Origin of the sequence: Escherichia sp. HH091_1A (assembly GCF_030295175.1) — a bacterium.
GTDB lineage: Bacteria > Pseudomonadota > Gammaproteobacteria > Enterobacterales > Enterobacteriaceae > Escherichia > Escherichia coli_F.
Map to the genome: position 1 here is coordinate 2,212,240 of NZ_AP025747.1, position 15,202 is coordinate 2,227,441.

At 50.3% G+C, this 15,202-nt stretch carries 17 protein-coding genes; 8 read left to right on the forward strand and 9 right to left on the reverse strand.

Translation table 11 applies throughout. The features are described from left to right. Positions 1-71: 71 nt before the first annotated feature. Positions 72-569 carry a free L-methionine (R)-S-oxide reductase MsrC gene (msrC, locus tag QUF14_RS11015; protein ID WP_001043890.1) on the reverse strand — a complete coding sequence of 166 codons (498 nt, stop codon included), beginning with the start codon at positions 567-569 and terminating at the stop codon, positions 72-74. A 129-nt stretch (positions 570-698) separates the two neighbouring features. Between msrC and yebS the strand changes: the two genes are divergently transcribed. The 5 genes from yebS (at position 699) to QUF14_RS11040 (ending at position 6,753) form a co-directional block, all read left to right on the forward strand. Next, positions 699-1,982: a membrane integrity lipid transport subunit YebS gene (gene yebS, locus QUF14_RS11020; protein WP_024212060.1), complete on the forward strand. Its 1,284-nt coding sequence runs from the start codon at positions 699-701 to the stop codon at positions 1,980-1,982. Then, positions 1,951-4,584 carry a lipid-binding membrane homeostasis protein YebT gene (gene yebT / locus QUF14_RS11025; protein ID WP_002432104.1) on the forward strand — a complete coding sequence of 878 codons (2,634 nt, stop codon included), beginning with the start codon at positions 1,951-1,953 and terminating at the stop codon, positions 4,582-4,584. The genes yebS and yebT overlap by 32 nt, the downstream gene beginning before the upstream one ends. A 79-nt stretch (positions 4,585-4,663) precedes the next feature. After that, on the forward strand, positions 4,664-6,103 hold the full coding sequence (gene rsmF / locus QUF14_RS11030) for a 16S rRNA (cytosine(1407)-C(5))-methyltransferase RsmF (protein WP_024212059.1): 1,440 nt from the start codon (positions 4,664-4,666) through the stop codon (positions 6,101-6,103). 117 nt (positions 6,104-6,220) lie between these two features. Continuing rightward, positions 6,221-6,457: a YebV family protein gene (locus QUF14_RS11035; RefSeq protein ID WP_001295499.1), complete on the forward strand. Its 237-nt coding sequence runs from the start codon at positions 6,221-6,223 to the stop codon at positions 6,455-6,457. 104 nt (positions 6,458-6,561) lie between these two features. Beyond that, a complete protein-coding gene (locus tag QUF14_RS11040; protein ID WP_001296140.1) occupies positions 6,562-6,753 on the forward strand; it encodes a YdfD/YebW family protein in 192 nt (63 codons plus the stop codon). Here the strand turns inward: QUF14_RS11040 and pphA are convergent, their stop codons facing one another. From pphA to yobA, 4 genes are all read right to left on the reverse strand, one after another. After that, positions 6,754-7,410: a protein-serine/threonine phosphatase gene (gene pphA / locus QUF14_RS11045; protein WP_000812751.1), complete on the reverse strand. Its 657-nt coding sequence runs from the start codon at positions 7,408-7,410 to the stop codon at positions 6,754-6,756. A 394-nt stretch (positions 7,411-7,804) separates the two neighbouring features. Further along, complete coding sequence (locus tag QUF14_RS11050) at positions 7,805-8,146, reverse strand: YebY family protein (RefSeq protein WP_000976468.1); 342 nt, start codon at positions 8,144-8,146, stop codon at positions 7,805-7,807. 12 nt (positions 8,147-8,158) lie between these two features. Further along, the gene (copD, locus tag QUF14_RS11055; protein WP_100733791.1) at positions 8,159-9,031 is read right to left on the reverse strand and encodes a copper homeostasis membrane protein CopD; all 873 of its coding nucleotides are present in this window, start codon (positions 9,029-9,031) and stop codon (positions 8,159-8,161) included. 3 nt (positions 9,032-9,034) lie between these two features. Beyond that, on the reverse strand, positions 9,035-9,409 hold the full coding sequence (yobA, locus tag QUF14_RS11060; RefSeq protein WP_000204701.1) for a CopC domain-containing protein YobA: 375 nt from the start codon (positions 9,407-9,409) through the stop codon (positions 9,035-9,037). Between the two features lie 138 nt (positions 9,410-9,547). On the opposite strand from yobA, the gene holE reads away from it, so the two are divergent. The 3 genes from holE to exoX all read left to right on the forward strand — a co-directional run bounded on the left by holE (position 9,548) and on the right by exoX (position 11,222). Then, positions 9,548-9,778 (forward strand): DNA polymerase III subunit theta, encoded by a 231-nt coding sequence (gene holE, locus QUF14_RS11065; RefSeq protein WP_000916763.1) that lies wholly within the window; start codon positions 9,548-9,550, stop codon positions 9,776-9,778. Between the two features lie 101 nt (positions 9,779-9,879). Further along, positions 9,880-10,536, forward strand: coding sequence for a carbon-nitrogen hydrolase family protein YobB (gene yobB, locus QUF14_RS11070; RefSeq protein ID WP_000011674.1), 657 nt, complete (start codon positions 9,880-9,882; stop codon positions 10,534-10,536). A 23-nt stretch (positions 10,537-10,559) separates the two neighbouring features. After that, the gene (gene exoX / locus QUF14_RS11075; RefSeq protein WP_000944256.1) at positions 10,560-11,222 is read left to right on the forward strand and encodes an exodeoxyribonuclease X; all 663 of its coding nucleotides are present in this window, start codon (positions 10,560-10,562) and stop codon (positions 11,220-11,222) included. Here exoX and ptrB read toward each other — a convergent pair. The 4 genes from ptrB to yebG form a co-directional block, all read right to left on the reverse strand. Then, complete coding sequence (gene ptrB, locus QUF14_RS11080; RefSeq protein ID WP_000936957.1) at positions 11,219-13,279, reverse strand: oligopeptidase B; 2,061 nt, start codon at positions 13,277-13,279, stop codon at positions 11,219-11,221. The genes exoX and ptrB overlap by 4 nt on opposite strands. A 208-nt stretch (positions 13,280-13,487) precedes the next feature. Further along, positions 13,488-14,147 (reverse strand): tellurite resistance TerB family protein, encoded by a 660-nt coding sequence (locus QUF14_RS11085; protein ID WP_000024743.1) that lies wholly within the window; start codon positions 14,145-14,147, stop codon positions 13,488-13,490. A 326-nt stretch (positions 14,148-14,473) separates the two neighbouring features. After that, positions 14,474-14,830 carry a protein YebF gene (gene yebF / locus QUF14_RS11090; protein WP_001295500.1) on the reverse strand — a complete coding sequence of 119 codons (357 nt, stop codon included), beginning with the start codon at positions 14,828-14,830 and terminating at the stop codon, positions 14,474-14,476. Positions 14,831-14,896: 66 nt separating this feature from the next. After that, the gene (yebG, locus tag QUF14_RS11095) at positions 14,897-15,187 is read right to left on the reverse strand and encodes a DNA damage-inducible protein YebG (RefSeq protein WP_000257738.1); all 291 of its coding nucleotides are present in this window, start codon (positions 15,185-15,187) and stop codon (positions 14,897-14,899) included. Positions 15,188-15,202: the final 15 nt, after the last annotated feature.

A 15,202-nucleotide genomic window follows, 5' to 3' on the forward strand; every position in this document is an offset into this window, starting at 1 on the left:
AGCCAACAAGCGCAGGCATGAACAGGCGTCATTATAATGACGCCATCAGTAAATGCTACGTTATCCGTTGATTATCCTGCGACGCTCGCAAAGAATTTTTTGTAATCCGTCATTGCAAGCACCTTTTCAAGCTGTGCCACAAGCTGACGTAAGCCCTGCTCGTCCTCGTCTGTAAAGCGACCGAAGACGGTACTGTCGATATCGAGAACACCAATAATCTGATTTTTCACCACCAGCGGCAGGACAATTTCAGAATTACTTGCTGCATCACAGGCAATATGTCCGTCAAAAGCGTGAACATCCTCGATTCGCTGCACTTCATTACGGGCAACTGCAGTGCCACACACACCGCGCCCGACGGGGATGCGTACACAAGCAATTTTGCCCTGAAACGGTCCGAGAACCAACGTCTCGTCCTCAAGTAAATAAAAACCTGCCCAGTTTACGTCAGTGAGACGCTCATATAACAACGCACTGGTGTTTGCCAGCGTTGCCAGAAAACTGGTTTCTCCCGCCATCAGCGCGTTAAAGTCACGGTTTAAATCCGCGTAAAATTCTGTTTTGTTCATTATGTAATCACTTGGTTGTCTTACCTGGAACTGCCAGCCTATTAAAATAAGCATTAAATGCGTTAATGCTCAAGATCATTCCCATCATGGGTTAAGATTAATGTTAATTCTTATTACATTTGGCACGTCATGGCTCTTAACACACCACAAATTACGCCGACAAAAAAGATAACAGTGAGGGCAATTGGCGAGGAACTGCCGCGTGGTGATTACCAACGTTGCCCGCAATGTGACATGCTGTTTAGCCTACCCGAGATAAACTCTCATCAAAGTGCCTATTGTCCGCGCTGTCAGGCAAAAATTCGTGACGGGCGCGACTGGTCGCTGACGCGCCTGGCGGCAATGGCGTTCGCTATGCTGTTGCTGATGCCGTTTGCCTGGGGCGAACCGCTGTTGCATATCTGGCTGTTAGGTATTCGTATTGACGCCAATGTCATGCAAGGCATCTGGCAAATGACCAAACAGGGCGATGCAATAACGGGGGCGATGGTCTTTTTTTGCGTTATTGGTGCCCCCCTTATTCTGGTGACCTCCATAGCTTATTTATGGTTTGGTAACCGACTGGGAATGAATCTACGCCCGGTACTGCTGATGCTTGAGCGATTGAAAGAGTGGGTGATGCTGGACATCTATCTGGTCGGTATTGGCGTTGCTTCTATAAAGGTGCAGGATTATGCGCACATTCAGGCGGGTATTGGTCTGTTCTCTTTTGTTGCATTAGTGATATTGACCACGGTGACGTTGTCACATCTTAATGTCGAGGAACTGTGGGCGCGATTTTATCCACAGCGCCCCGCTACGCGTAGGGACGAGAAACTTCGTGTCTGCCTGGGATGCCATTTTACCGGCTATCCCGATCAGCGTGGTCGCTGCCCGCGTTGCCATATCCCGCTACGCCTGCGTCGCCGTCATAGTCTGCAAAAGTGCTGGGCGGCGCTGTTAGCATCAATCGTGTTGTTGTTACCTGCCAACCTGTTACCTATTTCTATCATTTATCTGAATGGTGGGCGGCAGGAAGATACGATCCTTTCCGGGATTATGTCGCTGGCAAGTAGCAACATTGCGGTCGCCGGAATCGTGTTTATCGCCAGTATTCTGGTGCCATTTACCAAAGTGATCGTCATGTTCACTTTACTGTTGAGCATTCATTTTAAATGCCAGCAAGGTTTACGCACACGGATTCTGTTACTGCGGATGGTGGCCTGGATCGGTCGCTGGTCGATGCTCGACCTGTTTGTCATATCTTTAACCATGTCGCTAATTAATCGCGATCAGATCCTCGCTTTTACTATGGGACCGGCTGCGTTTTATTTCGGCGCAGCGGTAATTTTGACTATTCTTGCTGTGGAATGGCTGGACAGCCGCTTACTTTGGGATGCACATGAGTCAGGAAACGCCCGCTTCGACGACTGAAGCGCAGATTAAAAATAAACGCCGTATCTCACCTTTCTGGCTGCTGCCGTTCATCGCGCTTATGATTGCCGGTTGGCTGATTTGGGACAGTTATCAGGATCGGGGTAATACCGTCACCATCGACTTTATGTCGGCGGATGGTATTGTCCCGGGCCGCACACCTGTTCGTTATCAGGGCGTTGAGGTCGGAACAGTGCAAGATATCAGCCTGAGCGACGATCTTCGTAAGATTGAAGTCAAAGTCAGCATCAAGTCCGATATGAAAGATGCGCTGCGCGAGGAGACACAGTTCTGGCTGGTGACGCCAAAAGCCTCGCTGGCAGGAGTCTCCGGGCTGGACGCCCTCGTCGGGGGTAACTATATCGGCATGATGCCGGGTAAAGGTAAAGAGCAGGATCACTTTGTCGCACTCGATACCCAACCGAAATATCGGCTGGATAATGGCGATCTGATGATCCACCTGCAAGCCCCCGATCTCGGTTCACTGAACAGTGGTTCACTGGTCTATTTCCGCAAGATCCCGGTGGGTAAAGTCTACGACTATGCCATCAATCCCAATAAACAAGGTGTGGTGATAGATGTCCTGATTGAGCGGCGTTTTACCGATCTGGTGAAAAAAGGTAGCCGTTTCTGGAACGTTTCTGGCGTTGATGCCAACGTCAGTATCAGTGGTGCGAAGGTGAAACTGGAAAGTCTGGCGGCACTGGTTAACGGTGCGATTGCCTTCGATTCACCTGAAGAGTCGAAACCTGCCGAGGCGGAAGATACCTTTGGTCTGTATGAAGATCTGGCCCATAGCCAGCGTGGCGTAATAATAAAACTGGAACTGCCGAGCGGTGCTGGATTAACCGCCGACTCTACACCGTTAATGTATCAGGGGCTGGAAGTTGGACAACTGACTAAACTGGATTTAAATCCTGGCGGTAAAGTCACCGGAGAAATGACCGTTGATCCCAGCGTCGTAACGCTGTTACGGGAAAATACCCGCATCGAATTACGTAATCCAAAATTATCCCTTAGCGATGCTAATCTCAGTGCCCTGCTGACCGGCAAAACCTTCGAATTGGTGCCGGGCGACGGTGAGCCACGTAAAGAGTTTATTGTTGTTCCTGGCGAAAAAGCCCTGCTCCATGAGCCAGATGTTCTGACGCTGACCCTGACAGCACCAGAAAGTTACGGCATTGATGCTGGTCAGCCGCTCATTCTTCACGGCGTGCAGGTAGGCCAGGTTATCGATCGTAAACTCACCAGCAAAGGCGTCACCTTTACCGTCGCCATCGAGCCTCAGCATCGCGACCTGGTAAAAGGCGATAGCAAATTTGTCGTCAACAGTCGTGTCGACGTGAAAGTGGGGCTGGACGGCGTCGAGTTTCTCGGAGCCAGCGCCTCAGAATGGATCAACGGCGGGATCCGCATTCTTCCTGGTGATAAAGGCGCAATGAAACCCAGCTATCCGCTGTATGCCAATCTGGAAAAAGCACTGGAGAACAGCCTTAGCGATTTGCCCACCACAACCGTGAGTTTGAGTGCAGAGACATTGCCAGATGTGCAGGCAGGATCGGTAGTACTGTACCGTAAATTTGAAGTTGGTGAAGTTATTACTGTGCGTCCGCGAGCTAACGCGTTTGATATCGATCTGCATATTAAGCCGGAGTATCGCAACCTTCTGACCAGCAACAGCGTGTTCTGGGCAGAAGGTGGGGCGAAAGTTCAGCTAAATGGTAGTGGTCTGACTGTACAGGCATCCCCGCTCTCCAGAGCATTAAAGGGAGCTATTAGCTTCGATAACCTCAGCGGTGCCAGCGCCAGTCAGCGTAAAGGCGACAAGCGTATTCTGTATGCTTCCGAAACAGCGGCCCGTGCGGTTGGCGGGCAAATTACGCTTCACGCTTTCGATGCCGGAAAACTGGCGGTCGGGATGCCAATTCGCTATCTCGGTATTGATATCGGGCAAATCCAGACGCTGGATCTGATTACCGCGCGCAATGAAGTACAGGCAAAGGCGGTACTCTATCCGGAATATGTCCAGACCTTTGCACGCGGTGGTACACGCTTCTCAGTGGTCACACCGCAAATTTCGGCAGCTGGCGTTGAGCATCTTGATACTATCCTCCAGCCGTATATCAACGTCGAACCAGGCCGGGGCAATCCTCGCCGCGACTTTGAATTACAAGAGGCCACCATAACTGATTCGCGTTACCTGGATGGCTTAAGCATTATTGTTGAAGCGCCGGAAGCCGGTTCGTTAGGCATCGGTACGCCTGTGCTGTTCCGTGGTCTGGAAGTCGGTACGGTTACCGGAATGACGCTGGGGACATTGTCAGATCGCGTGATGATTGCGATGCGCATCAGTAAACGCTATCAACACCTGGTGCGTAACAATTCCGTCTTCTGGTTGGCATCGGGTTACAGTCTGGACTTTGGTCTGACGGGCGGCGTCGTGAAAACCGGCACCTTTAACCAGTTTATCCGTGGCGGCATCGCCTTCGCTACGCCTCCGGGTACGCCGCTGGCACCGAAAGCCCAGGAAGGCAAGCACTTCCTGTTGCAGGAAAGTGAACCGAAAGAGTGGCGTGAATGGGGAACAGCGCTTCCCAAATAATGCCCACTGCTCCGGCGTGCCTGCGCCGGAGCGTTTATGCTAAACTGCGCGCCTGTTTTTTTGCCAGTGGTACATGCTCGTGGCCCAACACACCGTTTATTTCCCGGACGCCTTTCTGACACAAATGCGCGAAGCAATGCCTTCGACGCTCTCATTTGATGATTTTCTTGCCGCCTGTCAGCGCCCGTTGCGCCGCAGTATTCGCGTTAATACGCTGAAAATCTCCGTTGCTGATTTCCTGCAATTAACCGCCCCTTATGGCTGGACGCTTACGCCAATTCCGTGGTGTGAAGAAGGTTTCTGGATTGAACGCGACGATGAAGATGCCTTGCCATTGGGTAGTACCGCCGAGCATTTAAGTGGCCTGTTTTATATTCAGGAAGCCAGTTCAATGTTGCCCGTCGCCGCCTTGTTTGCTGACGGTAATGCACCACAGCGGGTGATGGATGTCGCTGCCGCGCCCGGCTCCAAAACGACGCAAATTGCCGCGCGGATGAATAACGAAGGGGCGATCCTTGCCAATGAGTTTTCCGCCAGTCGGGTAAAAGTGTTACATGCCAATATCAGCCGCTGTGGCATCCGTAATGTTGCGCTCACGCATTTTGATGGCCGTGTATTTGGTGCGGCAGTGCCAGAAATGTTCGATGCCATTTTGCTGGACGCTCCCTGCTCCGGCGAAGGCGTGGTGCGTAAAGATCCCGATGCGCTAAAAAACTGGTCACCAGAAAGCAATCAGGAAATCGCAGCTACCCAACGGGAACTGATCGACAGCGCCTTTCATGCATTACGCCCTGGCGGTACGCTGATTTACTCGACCTGTACCTTAAACCAGGAAGAAAATGAAGCCGTCTGCCGGTGGCTGAAAGAGACTTACCCCGACGCAGTAGAGTTTATACCGCTTGGCGATCTCTTCCCTGGTGCAAATAAGGCGCTGACCGAAGAAGGCTTTTTGCATGTTTTCCCACAAATTTACGACTGCGAAGGCTTCTTCGTTGCTCGTCTGCGTAAAACTCAGGCGATCCCCGTCTTACCCGCCCCAAAATACAAAGTGGGCAATTTTCCGTTTAGCCCGGTGAAAGATCGCGAAGCCGGTCAAATTCGTCAGGCGGCTGCAAGTGTTGGCTTAAACTGGGATGGAAACCTGCGACTCTGGCAACGCGACAAAGAACTGTGGTTGTTCCCGGTGGGCATTGAAGCCTTGATCGGTAAAGTCCGATTTTCTCGGTTGGGGATTAAACTTGCCGAAACACATAACAAAGGTTATCGCTGGCAGCATGAAGCGGTTATTGCCCTTGCCTCCCCCGACAATGTGAACGCTTTTGAACTGACACCGCAGGAAGCGGAAGAATGGTATCGCGGGCGCGATGTTTACCCGCAAGCCGCGCCAGTAGCGGATGATGTATTGGTTACTTTCCAGCATCAGCCGATTGGTTTAGCCAAACGGATTGGTTCGCGACTGAAAAACAGCTACCCGCGTGAACTGGTGCGGGACGGGAAACTTTTTACAGGTAACGCCTGACAGCGCACAAAAAAAGCGCACTTTTTGACTGGCACATTCGGCTGCCTCAACTAGGCTGAAAAATGGTGCGATCGGACTGGTCGTACCACAACCGGCAGCTAAATGGAGAGCACGAAGATGAAAACCAGTGTGCGCATAGGCGCTTTTGAAATCGACGACGGCGAATTACACGGCGAATCGCCGGGTGATCGAACGTTAACCATTCCTTGTAAATCAGACCCCGATTTATGTATGCAACTGGATGCCTGGGATGCTGAAACCAGTATCCCTGCCCTGCTAAATGGCGAACACTCTGTCCTTTACCGTACCCGTTACGATCAACAATCTGATGCCTGGATTATGCGTCTTGCCTGATCCAAAAAGAACCCGTCGGCATGGCGGGTTATTTGTCCTGGTTATTCCCCCGTTGTAAAATCTCTCCTAAACTTAACGGTACGGCACCACACTTCGGGGATGAAATGTTCGCGCTGGTACTTTTTGTTTGCTACCTGGATGGCGGTTGTGAAGATATTGTTGTGGATGTCTACAACACGGAACAACAGTGTCTTTATTCTATGAGCGATCAACGGATCCGCCATGGCGGTTGTTTTCCGATTGAGGATTTTATAGATGGTTTCTGGCGACCTGCACAGGAGTACGGTGATTTTTAATTATTGCAATTGCACAAGAGTCAGTTCTCCCCCAAAGACAGCACCGGTATCAATATAATGTAGGTTGCCAATATCCACGCGATGGCGCAACGGTGTATGACCAAACCAGAAATGATCAGCACCTGTAATTCCCTGCCCTTTTTGGCCTTCACGTAATCGTGAGCGGCTCCACAAGACCTGATGCAAATCGACGTCCTTTTGCCATTCATAAACATCATCCGGATAATCGGCATGGGCAATAACATGTTTGCCGGTGCGACTGTGTACTTCAAGAATAAAGGGCAAATACTGACATTTTTCCAGCGCCGTTTTCGCTTGTTTCTGTTGATTATCTGCCAGCGCAATAAACCAGTCGCCGCCATTCATCAACCACAAAGACATCTGCTGGGATGCCAGCGCATCCATCGCCATCTGTTCATGATTGCCTCTTACCGCACGAACCCAATGTTGTTCCAGTAACTGCAGGCAACGTAAACTTTGCGGCCCACGATCGATAACGTCTCCCACTGAGATAAGTAAATCTCGCCACGGATCAAAACGACAATGCCATAATTTGCGGCGCAACTGCTCAAGAGAACCGTGTATATCGCCTGAAAGCCAGATATGTCGCCATTGATGACCCGCAATTCTCTGATAAACGGGCGCAGGCTGTTTCATCAATATTTTCCTCCCGCGCTAAAGATCACATAATCTTAACAAGAATGTTAAAAAACGCTGGACTCAGACAGTAGAGTGTGTGTTATGGTTGACTATAAAGTCAGCGAAGGGAATGCTTCTGGCTTTTAACAGATAAAAAGAGACCGAACACGATTCCTGTATTCGGTCCAGGGAAATGGCTCTTGGGAGAGAGCCGTGCGCTAAAAGTTGGCATTAATGCAGGCTTAGTTGCCTTGCCCTTTAAGAATAGATGACGACGCCAGGTTTTCCAGTTTGCGTGCAAAATGGTCAATAAAAAGCGTGGTGGTCATCAGCTTAAATGTTAAAAACCGCCTGTTCTGGTGAAAGAACTGAGGCGGTTTTTTATTGGAAATCAAAAGGCTATTTTAGGTAATTAACAGAGTTTTTCAGCTCGCTCTATAAACGGTGCCAGACTCATTTTTTCACCTGGATTGTTAGGATCATCAATCTGAATCACCGAAATGGGCTGGGCATTGGTCTTCCCGCTGGCGACTTCCTTTTGTGAGATATCGTTCAAAGGATACTGCACGAGGGTACTCGGATTAATAACATACAACGCATGGCCCGGTCGGCATGTCAGCATCACCTCTTCGCGGTTAAATGCCCATTTGTCTTTACCCACTTCAAAACGACTGACGGTAATCACCTGCGGTGCCGCCAGCGCCGCTGCAGAACTGGTGAGTAACAGAAACGCCAGAATACTTTTTTTCATCATTTTCGTAATCCATCAAAAAGGTTCGAGAGTCGCAAGCAGGCTGATGATCACCAGCACTACCGCACCTATCGCCCATTCGAGTTTAGTCATCCACACAAACCAGGGAGCCGCACGATCTTCATCCTGCCTCATGCGCGGTACAAGAACATAACGATTAGCCAGCGCGATGACCACCATAATCATCACCAGTATGGCTTTGAGCAATAAGAGTTGGCCCCAGTAAGTCGTAAGCGTGGGGGGAAATCTGGTAATCAACAATGCATTAAGCACGCCGCTTGCCAGTACGCCGATCACCGCAAAATGCCCGCACCAGGAAAAACGCATCAGCGCCTGAATAGCCTGGTGTCGCCAACGGCCTTTGATGAGTTGCATACACCAGAGCACCGGAAGTAATCCTCCAAACCACGCCGCCGCACAGATCAGGTGAATCGCGTGATTAGTCTGATGGATTTTCGCCGTTACCCCTTCATTCAGCGTCGCATGCCCGACTCCCGCCAGCAGAATAAATTGCGCGGTAGTGAGCATAAACAGCAAACGTGGCATATTCCGCGGTTGCATAAGGGCGACGATCAACGTTACGAGGGCGAGAACAATTTGCCATAACCAGACGCCACCAAACTGCGTTTGCAAAACAGCCTGCCAAATGTTTGGCGAAAATACATCTGACCATCCCGTTCCCATCAACCCGCCCTGAACGGCGAGCATTGCAGTGGCACTGATCAAACTCCAGATGGCAGCGTGCTGTTGTAAACGCAGAAAACGCTTCGTCAGCAAGCGACGAATCGTTAAGGGGGCCAGCCAGGCACCGTACATTGCGAAGCCAAAAACCAGCATCAGCGAGGTGAAATGGATAAATCGCAGCGCGATCCAGGTAAACGCCAGCATGATTTATTTCACGCTAAAGGTGTAGTGTCCTTTCGTTTTATGCCCGTCCACCGAAACAACATGCCAGTCAACGGTGTAGGTTCCGGGTTTCAGCGAATCGGCCAGTGGAACAATCAGTTGCTTTTGGTCCTGCTCATTCCGCTTCGCCGGTAATGTTTTAATATTTTCGTTTTTTGGCCCCGTGATTTTTGCACCACTGAATCCTGTTTCAACGCCTTCCGAGAAGTTTAAAGTGATTGCCTGCGGGGCAGCTGTCACTTGCGCGTTTGCCGCAGGATACTGATGCGTTAAATGCGCATGTGCCCAGACGGAAGGTGTCACCAACGTAGTGGTCAGGATTGCCAGCGCGTAGCGAAGGGAGCGTGCAGTTGAAGTCATATTATCTATTCCTTTTTGTAATAACTTTTTTACAGAGCATAACCTTGTCTAATGTCTGAGTCGAGGATCATCAATTCCGGCTTGCCATCCAGGCTCACTCTTAGTAACTTTTGCCCGCGAATGATGAGGAGATTAAGAATGCTGAAGAATCTGGCTAAACTGGATCAAACAGAAATGGATAAAGTGAATGTCGATTTGGCGGCAGCCGGGGTGGCATTTAAAGAACGCTACAATATGCCGGTGATCGCTGAAGCGGTTGAACGTGAACAGCCTGAACATTTGCGCAGCTGGTTTCGCGAGCGGCTTATCGCCCACCGTTTGGCTTCGGTCAATCTGTCACGTTTACCTTACGAGCCCAAACTTAAATAAAACTTATACAGAGTTACACTTTCTTACATAACGCCTGCTAAATTATGAGTATTTTCTAAACCGCACCCATAATTTGCAGTCATTTTGAAAAGGAAGTCATTATGTCGTTCTGGAAAGTTGCAGCAGCGCAATATGAGCCTCGTACAACCTCACTGACCGAACAGGTAGCTCATCATCTGGAGTTTGTGAGGGCCGCCGCCAGGCAACAATGTCAGCTGTTAGTTTTTCCATCGCTTTCTTTACTGGGGTGTGATTATTCGCGACGTGCCCTTCCTGCCCCACCCGATCTCTCGCTGTTAGACCCGCTTTGTTATGCTGCAACGACCTGGCGAATGACCATCATTGCCGGCCTTCCCGTTGAATATAACGATCGCTTTATTCGTGGAATTGCGGTGTTCGCACCGTGGCGAAAAACGCCAGGGATCTACCATCAGAGTCATGGTGCATGTCTGGGCCGTCGTTCCAGAACCATCACGGTGGTCGATGAACAACCGCAAGGTATGGATATGGATCCGACCTGTTCACTATTTACGACAGGGCAATGTCTGGGGGAACCCGACCTGCTGGCGTCGACCCGCCGCTTACAATTTTTTTCACATCAGTACTCAATTGCCGTGCTGATGGCAAATGCCCGTGGTAACAGTGCACTATGGGATGAACATGGTCGTCTCATCGTTCGCGCCGATCGTGGTTCATTATTGTTAGTCGGTCAGCGTTCATCACAGGGTTGGCAAGGCGATATCATTCCATTACGCTAGGCTTTTTCGGCCTGGAGCATGCCATGTTGCGCATTATCGATACAGAAACCTGCGGTTTGCAGGGAGGGATCGTTGAGATTGCCTCTGTTGATGTCATTGACGGAAAAATCGTCAACCCCATGAGCCACCTGGTGCGCCCCGATCGTCCTATTAGTCCACAGGCGATGGCGATTCATCGCATCACCGAAGCCATGGTCGCCGATAAACCGTGGATTGAAGATGTGATCCCGCACTATTACGGTAGTGAATGGTATGTCGCGCACAACGCCAGCTTTGACCGCCGCGTACTGCCTGAGATGCCCGGTGAGTGGATTTGCACTATGAAACTGGCCCGTCGTCTGTGGCCAGGGATCAAGTACAGCAATATGGCGTTATATAAAACACGGAAGCTCAATGTACAGACGCCGCCGGGCCTGCATCATCACCGCGCGTTGTATGACTGTTATATCACCGCTGCGTTGCTTATCGATATTATGAACACCTCCGGCTGGACGGCAGAACAGATGGCCGATATCACCGGACGTCCATCGTTGATGACGACCTTCACCTTTGGCAAATACCGTGGCAAAGCGGTTTCCGACGTTGCCGAACGCGATCCGGGCTATCTGCGCTGGTTATTTAATAACCTGGACAGCATGAGCCCGGAGCTGCGTTTAACACTGAAGCATTATCTGGAAAATACTTAATCTACTGGCTTAGCGGGTAATGTTCCCTGCGCCAGCGCGACCAGAAAAGCATATTCCATCGCTACGCCTTCGTACGATTTAAAGCGACCAGATTTACCGCCATGGCCTGAGTCCATGTCGGTACAGAGCAATAAAAGATGGTTATCGGTTTTCAGCTCGCGCAATTTAGCGACCCATTTTGCCGGTTCCCAATATTGCACCTGAGAATCGTGTAAACCGGTCGTTACCAGTAAATGCGGATAAGCCTGTGCGGTGACGTTGTCATAGGGGCTGTAGCTTTTCATGTACTCGTAATATTGCGGATCCTGCGGATTCCCCCACTCTTCGAATTCGCCGGTGGTAAGAGGAATTGATTCATCAAGCATTGTTGTTACAACATCAACAAACGGTACCTGGGCGATAACGCCGTGGAACAATTCCGGGCGTTGATTAATTGCAACGCCCATCAACATGCCCCCCGCACTCCCGCCCATCGCATAACAGAGCGAAGGAGAGCCATAGCCCAGTTTTAACAATGCATCGCAGGCATCAAGATAATCATTAAACGTATTTTTCTTCTTCAGAAATTTTCCGTCTTCGTACCATTGTTGCCCCAGCTCACCACCGCCGCGAACATGGACAATGGCGTAGACAAATCCACGATCCAACAAACTCAAGCGGCTAAAACTGAAATCGGCATCAATACTTGCGCCGTAAGAACCGTAGCCATACACCAGTAGCGGGTTGTGTCCTTTGCGAAAATGTTTGCGATGATAAACCAGCGAAACCGGGACTTCGACGCCATCACGGGCGACTATCCACAGGTGTTCACTGCGGTAATTCGCCGCATCAAAACCGGGAACTTCCGTTTGTTTTAATACACGACGCTCACCGGTATCCATATCCAGTTCAAACAAAGTATCTGGTGTGGTCATGGAAGAATAACCATAACGCAATCGCGCGGTTTCAGGTTCTGGATTGTAGGCAATCCAGGTCACATAGGCCGGATCATCAAAGGCAATGCCGATGACTTCCCGAGTCTTGCGGTTAATTTGGCGCAAACTGGTTAACCCGCGCTGACGCTCTTCTACCACCAGCCAATCGGTAAACAGCGTAAAGCCTTCAAGCATGACGTTATCGCGTGGCGGAATTAACTCTTCCCACCGTTGCTCATCACGCATACGGGTACGGTATAAGCCAAAGTTTTTGCCGTGGCGGTTGGAACGCAGATAAAACCGATGCTGGTAGTGATCAAGGCTGTATTCGTGATCTTTGCGTCGCGGCAGAAAAACAAACGGCTCGGCATCGGCCATTTCCGCGTCCAGCAGGCGAACTTCACTGGTGGTGGCGCTGGCCAGATGAATGACTACATAGTGCTTCGAGGTCGTTTTATGCAGGCTGACGTAATAGGTATCGTCTTTTTCTTCGTAGATCAGTTTATCCTGCGATGCTGGCGTACCGATGGCGTGACGCCAGACCTGATAAGGAAGCAGCGTCACCGGATGCTTGCGAACATAGTAGAAAGTCCAGGAATCATTTGCCCAGACAAAGCTGGGTTCAACGTTATCCAGCAGTTCCGGATACCAGTTACCTGTTTCCAGATTACGAAAACGAATGCCGTACTGGCGTCGGGAAAGAAAATCTTCTGCCAGTGCCATAATGGTGTTATCGGGCGTAATCGCCATTCCGCCCATCGAATAAAACTCACTGTGCGCCGCGCGCTTGTTGGCATCGAGCAATGTTTCCCACTCATCCCACTCTTCGCTGAACGCCGATTGACGCTGGTAGATAGCATATTCACAGCCTGGTTCATAAATATGCCGATAGCGGTAGCCATTTTTGATGTAGGGAGCAGAAACTTCTCTTTGCGGAATGCGGTCGATGATTTCCTTTAAGATGCGATCCTGTAAGGCTTGTTGCGAGGCCATCACCCGATGACCGTAACTATTTTCTTGCTGCAGGTAGTCCAGGACTTCCGGCTGAGAACGCGTATCGTCCCGCAGCCAGTAGTAATTATCGATGCGCGTATCGCCATGAAGCGTCATGGCGTGGGGAATGCGAGCGGCTTTTGGTAGCATGTTATTGTTCTTTCTGGTTGAAACATCTTATAAGGGTGGCAAAACTCACCGGGGATGCAAGCGAAACAGGGGAGTCATTGCTTAGATGATGACAGGTAATGGCGCGGATTTCGAATGTTATGCAGACAGAGAAGATCAGCCTGTTCAAATGGCTGTGCGGTTCTGGATAGCCCGAAATAGTCAACTTCAGGCTATCCAGAGAGCGGAATTATTCCGCCAAAGTACGTTTTTGCTGTTCGAGATCGCGTTCAATACCTTCACGAACATCCTGGGGGATTTTCAGCGCGTCACCCAGGGCATTCAGGTAACTGCGTTCCATAAAATGGTCAATATCAATAGCCGCGCAGCTCAGGAAATAGATTTCCAGCGCCTCTTCTTCATTACGAACCCCGGTAGCCAGGCGTTGTGGATCCAGCGGTTGTTCTATTGCCTGCTCAATGAGTACACGCCCCTGCTCTTCCACGCCGGCTTCACGCAATTGCTGGTCGATTGCCGCACGTTCTTTGGCATCAATATGACCATCACTTTTAGCGGCAAAGACCAGCGCAAGGATCAAACGTGCCGTACGCTCATCCAGCGGCGTACTTTGCGCGCCAAACTGCGGTTCGTCCTGATGCGCCGCGCGAATTTTATCTTTGTATTTATTCCACAGCACCGTACCCGCTACCGCTCCGCCGCCAAGCAGCAACGCGTTGGTGCCATATTTCGTAAGAAGTTTACGTGCTGATTTATTTGCGACCAGCAGCCCAGCCAGTCCGCCTAATGCGCCAGGCACTAAAAGTTTGCCCAATCCCTGATCCGCAGACGAGGAGGTAGAAGAACTGCTTTGCCCAAGCAGGGATTGCAGTTGATTTAACCAGTTAGCCATATTTGCTCCTCAATAACCATTTTTAGTGCCTGTAGCATAGCGGATGAGGATGTCAGAAAATGTATATCGAGACAAAAGATGCGCAAATAAGCCGGTCGGCAGGCCGTTATTCAAAGAAATTCGCGCCAGGTAAGGTGTTCACTGTATATCAGGTGATAAGGGTATTTTAGGTGAACGTAATTTGACGTTTTGAGTGGCATTGTTTGATGCTGATTGCCCGATGCGACACTGTTGCGTCTTCCCAGGCCTACGATTGAAGTGCCTTATAGGGCGGACCAGGCACTCGCGCCGCATCCGCCGACGGTCAATCGAATTATCAGAGGCCATTAACGCCGCTGATATTCCGCCATTCCCGCTTTGCAGTCCACGCTGACCTGGTAATGAATATCGGCACTTTTACCACGCACGGTTAGCGGTACTGACCATTTATCATCTTTACCCTGAATGTCCTGCAAACTGACCCATGCCACAGGATCGGCCTGACCGACAATTTTTTGATCATCTGCCCAGCGCGCCACGCGATTTTGTTGATAATCACGTTTTACGCTCGCGGCAATTCCGGCAGCATCCAGACCTTCACACTTTGGGAAAGTGACCGACTTGCTGGTTTCATTATTGGCAGCGAAAACTGATGCGCAGGCAGAAACCAACAACAGCCCTAAAAACGCCCCTCTTTTTTTCATGTTTTTCTCCATAGCACAATGATTCAGGAGAAAGCATGGTACAAATTGTCAGGAGCGCAAGTTGCTTCAGGCCGCGTGTGAGGCATCTTCCTCTTCGGATTCAGCACCGACGACCTGTGGGGACGGTAATTTGCCGGTTTTCAGAATGGTGCTCAGCACATCTTTTTGTTCTGCCAGCCATAGCGAAAGGGCTTCACGTTGCTCGTCTTCCATTTGCACTGGAGAATTTGTCAGCCAGGTGTCAAGCAGATCCGCCGTATCAAGCATTTTGTCATAAGCATCGGCTTCCTTTTTGCTGGTAAACGACATTTTCTCTTCGCCCTCACGAATGACTACGTATTTAACTTCAACCGCCATTTGCAGCCTCTCATA

Excerpts from the sequence above, each read along its gene's own strand:
- yobB (WP_000011674.1), top strand. The coding sequence starts at position 9,880 with ATGTCGTTCTGGAAAGTTGCAGCAGCGCAATATGAGCCTCGTACAACC.
- msrC (WP_001043890.1), bottom strand. The coding sequence starts at position 569 with ATGAACAAAACAGAATTTTACGCGGATTTAAACCGTGACTTTAACGCG.
- yebF (WP_001295500.1), bottom strand. The coding sequence starts at position 14,830 with ATGAAAAAAAGAGGGGCGTTTTTAGGGCTGTTGTTGGTTTCTGCCTGC.
- ptrB (WP_000936957.1), bottom strand. The coding sequence starts at position 13,279 with ATGCTACCAAAAGCCGCTCGCATTCCCCACGCCATGACGCTTCATGGC.
- QUF14_RS11050 (WP_000976468.1), bottom strand. The coding sequence starts at position 8,146 with ATGATGAAAAAAAGTATTCTGGCGTTTCTGTTACTCACCAGTTCTGCA.
- QUF14_RS11085 (WP_000024743.1), bottom strand. The coding sequence starts at position 14,147 with ATGGCTAACTGGTTAAATCAACTGCAATCCCTGCTTGGGCAAAGCAGT.
- holE (WP_000916763.1), top strand. The coding sequence starts at position 9,548 with ATGCTGAAGAATCTGGCTAAACTGGATCAAACAGAAATGGATAAAGTG.
- QUF14_RS11035 (WP_001295499.1), top strand. The coding sequence starts at position 6,221 with ATGAAAACCAGTGTGCGCATAGGCGCTTTTGAAATCGACGACGGCGAA.
- copD (WP_100733791.1), bottom strand. The coding sequence starts at position 9,031 with ATGCTGGCGTTTACCTGGATCGCGCTGCGATTTATCCATTTCACCTCG.
- exoX (WP_000944256.1), top strand. The coding sequence starts at position 10,560 with ATGTTGCGCATTATCGATACAGAAACCTGCGGTTTGCAGGGAGGGATC.
- yobA (WP_000204701.1), bottom strand. The coding sequence starts at position 9,409 with ATGACTTCAACTGCACGCTCCCTTCGCTACGCGCTGGCAATCCTGACC.
- yebS (WP_024212060.1), top strand. The coding sequence starts at position 699 with ATGGCTCTTAACACACCACAAATTACGCCGACAAAAAAGATAACAGTG.
- QUF14_RS11040 (WP_001296140.1), top strand. The coding sequence starts at position 6,562 with ATGTTCGCGCTGGTACTTTTTGTTTGCTACCTGGATGGCGGTTGTGAA.
- yebT (WP_002432104.1), top strand. The coding sequence starts at position 1,951 with ATGAGTCAGGAAACGCCCGCTTCGACGACTGAAGCGCAGATTAAAAAT.
- yebG (WP_000257738.1), bottom strand. The coding sequence starts at position 15,187 with ATGGCGGTTGAAGTTAAATACGTAGTCATTCGTGAGGGCGAAGAGAAA.
- pphA (WP_000812751.1), bottom strand. The coding sequence starts at position 7,410 with ATGAAACAGCCTGCGCCCGTTTATCAGAGAATTGCGGGTCATCAATGG.